The following is a 5,117-nucleotide window of genomic DNA, read 5'->3' on the forward strand; positions in this document are numbered from 1 at the left end:
TGTGTATAAGAGACAGGCACTGGTGGTGTCCGGGATCTGGGTGCTCATTGCCGCCACTCCTCTTTTTCGCCGGCGCTGGCCATCGGCGCCGATGCGGTGGTTACCGCTGCTCCTGTTTGATGTAGTCGAAGACCGCTCGGATCTCGGCTGGGATGTAGGCGATCTCCAGGTAAGGGATGCCGGCGTCCGGAGCTGAGACGTACGCGAACTGCATACCGCCGGGCATCACGCCCCGGGCAACCACCTGGGCGCCCTGCTCGGCGGTGTCGCTCAGCATAACGTCGAAGGTTTCGGGATCCTCGGCCTCGATGCAGACATGGTGCAGGCCCGGCCCGTGGGCACGGAGGAAGTCGTCGTAGAGGCTGCGTCCGCGCACCGGCGCGATCAGCTCCAACTGCATGTCGCCGACGTAGCTCAGCGCGATGTCGGCGACGAAATCAGCCGGCTCGTCGAGGTAGCTGCAGGTGTCCGGGGCGAAGTGCACCCCGGGCATACGGATCCATTTGCGCACGCCGAGCAACGCGGTCAGCGTCGACTCGGTGGCGTCGAGATCGTTTGTGACCCATGCGATCTGGATGGGTGGTCGAGGCGGCGGGGTCACGACAGCGGGGTCGGCACGCCGACGTCTTCACGGACCTGTTGCGAGATCGCCGACCATGACACCGCGGCGGGGAATTCGCCCCAGACACTGTTGAACAGCCCGACGATCCGGGCCGGGCCGGAGCCGCCCGGCGCATACACCGGGCCGCCGGAGTCACCCTGCTGACTGCGAATGCTGCGCGTCATGGTGAACCATCCGTTGTTGACCCGTTCGATGTTGCCGCAGGTCTCGCCGGTCACGATGCCGAAGTGGCAGACCGGATCACCGGGTTTCAGCTCGATGTCCGGGCCGGCCTGCAGCTGCAGCCCGCCCGGGAGGACATCGTTGACGTCGACATCGTCGGCCAGCACGATCGACTCGTAGTCGGCGATCACCTGGTCGGTGTTGACGGTCGAACCATTGGGAGTGTTGTCGCGAAAGGTCGCCAACCTGCCGATGACCGCCCCGCCGCGGTCGGTGACGGTTCCGCTTCCCCGGCAATGGCCGGCGGTGAAGGCGATCCGCATCACCGGGTCGACGTAGCCGAGAGTGCAGACGTGGGTGTCTTGGCGGATCTCCATCCCGGGGAACACCAGCACCCGATCGGCTCTAGCCGGAAAGACCGTCGGCCCAGCAACTGTCGCACCGATCCCCAGCAGCACCGCCAGCACCCGCGCAACGCGCCTGCGCAACCGTCGACTCCTATCGTTGAGGGCCGGTTTCGGTCCGGCCGGATCAAGCCACCATGTCGCAGCGCGGCGGCCCGGCCCCAAGGGATCCGGGCCGCCGCGGCGGCGTTGTGCGGCGATCAGGGGATCGTCAGCTCCTGACCGGGGTGAATCAGGTCAGGGTTGGCGATGCCGCTGGCCTCCGCGATCTGCGGGTACTTGTTGCCGTCGCCGTAGAACCGCTCGGCGATGGCGAACAGGGTGTCACCGGCGACCACGGTGTAGGTGCGTGCCGCGGGTGCGGCCTCCTCCACGGGAGCCGGCGCCTCTTCAGCCTTGGGCTCCTCCGGCGGCGGGGCGTCGGTCTCGGTCTTGGTGGACCAGGCCGCGCCGTCGGCAGCGTAGAGCACCAGGTTGCGGTCGTCTTGCAGAACCAGCTTGACGTCCTTCTTGCCCTTGGTGTCGGTGTGCCAAATCGGCTTGTCGGCCGTGTAGAGCACGAAGTTTCCGTCCGCCTGCACCTCGGCACGGACCACGTCGTTGCCGTTGGTACCCGATGCCCAGATCGCTTTGCCCCTCGCCGCCAGCACCAGGTTGCCGTCCTCCTGCAGCGTCAGGGTGTAAGCCCCGTTGTTAGAGGTCAGCGACTCGCCCTTGACGAGCTTCTTACCTGCCGTGAGCGTGTCTCCCAAGCTCTGTGCCACGTTGTCCCCTTTTCATCGGCCCGCCGCGGCCTGACTCGCCGGGCGTTGTCGCTGCGATGCGACGTTAGTCAGCCTAGGCGAACACCCGCCGGTGTGCCCCGCATTACGTCACGGCAATCTCGGTTGCTGGGAGACGGCCGCTGCCGGGCCCACGGGCTGCCAGCCGGGCGGTCCGAAGATGTAGCCCAGCCGGTCGCGCCACCGCGTCGCACGGCGTACATCGGCGATGATCGAGGCGTACTCGTGGAATTGCAGGGTCACGATGTTGAAGGTGTCGACCGGCTTGGTCAGCCCGTAATGCGGGCGAAACCGCTCGGCGGCGAAGCTGCCGAACAGCCGGTCCCAGATGATGAGGATCCCGCCGTAGTTCTTGTCCAGGTACTCCGGGTCCATGCCGTGGTGCACCCGGTGATGCGATGGAGTGTTGAAGATGAACTCGACTGCCCGAGGCAGCTTGTCGATCCGCTCGGTGTGGACCCAGAACTGGTAGACCAGGCTCACCGAAAAGCTGGCGAACACCATCCACGGCGGAATGCCCAACAGCGGCAGGGGAATCCACATCAGGATCTCGCCGCTGTTGTTCCACTTCTGGCGTAGCGCCGTGGCGAAGTTGAAGTAGCGGCTGGAGTGGTGCGCCTGATGAGTCGCCCAGATCAGCCGGATCCGATGCGCGATGCGGTGGTAGGTGTAGTAGAGCAGATCCACCCCGACGAGTGCGATCACCCAGGTGTACCAGCGCTGCGGCGACAGATGCCACGGCGCGAGGTAGGTATAGATGGCTGCGTAACCCAGCAGCGCGACGAACTTCCAGCCGGCGGTGGTGGCCATGGACACCAGGCCCATCGAGATGCTCGCCCAGGCGTCCGGGGTGCGATAGGCCCCGACCGGCACCAGCTCTGCTTCGGACTGCTCCAGTTTGCGCGCGGCGAACCACTCGAGCGAGAGCAGCAGCAGGAAAAAAGGCACGGCAAAGATAACCGGGTCGCGCATCGGCCCGGGCAACGCCGACCACACCGCTGCGAACGCATCCACCGTCGCTACCTCCGGAACAACAGCCTAGACGTCGCCGGGCTCAGTCCGGTGACAGCGACGACTGATCTTCGGCATGCCACTGGACCGCGTAGACGCCCGGCTGCAGTGACAACTCGCTCACCAGGCGCTCAAGCCGGTCCGGCGCCCGACTGTCCGACAGCATCGACGCGGTGAGCGCGATGTTGTCCTCGCCGGCGCGAACGGTGTGAATCCCCCGCAGGATCAGGTCGTTGCTGGCGGTGTGCTGCACGATCTGGGCGCGCAGGTACTTCTCGGACTTCGGCCGGCAGATCACCTGCACTTCGTAAGGCGAATGCGGTTCGTCCTCCTCTACGTGCTGATCACGGTCGATGAACCGCCCCAGCGGCCGCAGCAGCAGATGGGTGCCGACGATCGCGCCGGTCCCGATCAGCGCGAACACCAGATCGCCGGCTGCCGCCAGCACGCCCACTGCGGCCGAACACCACAGGGTGGCCGCGGTGTTGAGACCGCGGACGTTGAACCCCTCGCGCAGGATCACCCCGCCGCCGAGGAAGCCCACCCCCGACACCACGTACGACGCGACGCGGGTCGAGTTGGGTTCCACGGCGACGGCATACAGCACGAACAGCGTCGCGCCGGCGGCCACGAGCGCATTGGTACGCAGTCCCGCCATTCGGGCACGCCACTGTCTTTCCAGCCCGATCAGTGCACCGCAGCCCAGCCCGACAGCCAGTCGCAACGTGAACTCGGCGACGCTCAGCGTCTGCATGACGTCAACGATGACACATGCCTAGCCGGCGACCACCGGCCGAGCCATCACGGTGGGCTTGAAGCCGTACCGCGGGGCGGCGAAACCGTAGTTTCGGCCCTGCCCGGCGCCCGCCAGCGGCACCCCGGGCATGCCGGCCGGGCCCGCCTGAGGCGCGGGTGCCGACACCGTCCACCCGGTTGCCGCGGCTCCCCCGACGGGACCGGTGGCCGGAACCGACGCGGCCCACGTCTTCGGGACAGACATGGCACCCACCGAGGGCGCGTTTCCCATGGAACCCGAGGCCATCCCGAGCGGGCTCAGCCCGTGCATTCCGTTGCCGAGTCCGGCGCCAAGCCCCCCGATGGTGGGCGTGAACGGGTCGATCGCGCCCAAGCCCAGGGGATCGCCGGCGGCGATGGCAGCGCCACGCACCACTGCCATGTCGGCGGCGAAGCTGGAGATCGCCGCCGCGCCCATCGGGCTGAACGAGCTGCTCATCAGGTTGGTCACGCCGTTCGCCAGGTCGCCGGTGCTGATCGCCTCACCGCCCGTCAGCGGCGGCTGCACCGGTGTCGCGAGAGCCTGCAGCGCCTGCGGCGTATTCGTAAGCGCCTGGGACGCTGCGGATTGCGCGTTCGACGTAGCGGCCGTGCCGGCGGCCTGGGAGACCGCGGCTTGCTGGGCACCCTGCGCCGACGGGTCGACGACCTCATGCGGCGCGGTGAACGGCGTGACCTTGGTGGCCACCGCTGATGACGCCGCGTAGCCATACATCGCGGCGGCGTCCTGGGCCCACATCTGGCCGTATTGCGCCTCGGTGGCGGCAATCGCGGCAGCGTTCTGGCCGAGGACGTTGGTCGCCACGAGCGCTGCGAGCGCAGACCGGTTGGCGACGATCAACGGGGGCGCGACCGTCATCGCATATGCGGCGTCGAACGCCGCGGCCGCCGCCTTGGCCTGCATGGCGGCCTGCTCTGCCCGGGCGGCGGTGGCGCCCATCCATACCGCGTAGGGGGTCGCCGCGGCAGCCATTGCATCCGAAGCCGGCCCCATCCAGCCTTCGCTGACAAGTCCGTTGATGACGGCCTGATAGGCGGCCTCGGCCGAGCTGAGCTCGGCGGCCATCTTGTCCCATGCCGCCGCGGCGGCCATCATCGGTCCCGAACCGGGGCCGGTGTAGATACGTGCTGAGTTGATTTCCGGCGGAAATGCTCCGAAGTCCATGGCGTTGCTCCTTTTTGGGTGGTTTTTCGGCCACGAATGGCTGGTCTTGGGGATGTGCAGGCGGAGTCGATGCCCGATATGTGTTGCAGCCGTAATCCGGACGGCAGGAGAATCGGGACAGCGGTCATGGCGACATGCCGGAGCAACTCATGCCAGACCCTGTCTCTTATACACAT

General features: G+C 67.2%; 6 protein-coding genes. All 6 read right to left on the reverse strand.

The features are described from left to right. Positions 1–100 precede the first annotated feature (100 nt). Positions 101–601 carry a VOC family protein gene (locus LI94_RS20145; RefSeq protein ID WP_046302321.1) on the reverse strand — a complete coding sequence of 167 codons (501 nt, stop codon included), beginning with the start codon at positions 599–601 and terminating at the stop codon, positions 101–103. Next, the gene (locus tag LI94_RS20150; RefSeq protein WP_239651282.1) at positions 598–1,161 is read right to left on the reverse strand and encodes a S1 family peptidase; all 564 of its coding nucleotides are present in this window, start codon (positions 1,159–1,161) and stop codon (positions 598–600) included. Before LI94_RS20150 ends, LI94_RS20145 begins: the two co-directional genes overlap by 4 nt. A 227-nt stretch (positions 1,162–1,388) precedes the next feature. Further along, positions 1,389–1,940: a LysM peptidoglycan-binding domain-containing protein gene (locus tag LI94_RS20155; protein WP_024442753.1), complete on the reverse strand. Its 552-nt coding sequence runs from the start codon at positions 1,938–1,940 to the stop codon at positions 1,389–1,391. 120 nt (positions 1,941–2,060) lie between these two features. Further along, entirely contained in the window at positions 2,061–2,984 is a 924-nt protein-coding gene (locus LI94_RS20160) for a sterol desaturase family protein (protein ID WP_024442752.1), read from the reverse strand. 40 nt (positions 2,985–3,024) lie between these two features. Next, positions 3,025–3,735 (reverse strand): MgtC/SapB family protein, encoded by a 711-nt coding sequence (locus LI94_RS20165; protein ID WP_024442751.1) that lies wholly within the window; start codon positions 3,733–3,735, stop codon positions 3,025–3,027. Between the two features lie 21 nt (positions 3,736–3,756). Next, positions 3,757–4,941, reverse strand: coding sequence for a PPE family protein (locus LI94_RS20170; RefSeq protein WP_046302323.1), 1,185 nt, complete (start codon positions 4,939–4,941; stop codon positions 3,757–3,759). Between the last annotated feature and the right edge of the window lie 176 nt (positions 4,942–5,117).

This window comes from Mycobacterium sp. UM_Kg27 (assembly GCF_000972905.1).
Lineage (GTDB): Bacteria > Actinomycetota > Actinomycetes > Mycobacteriales > Mycobacteriaceae > Mycobacterium.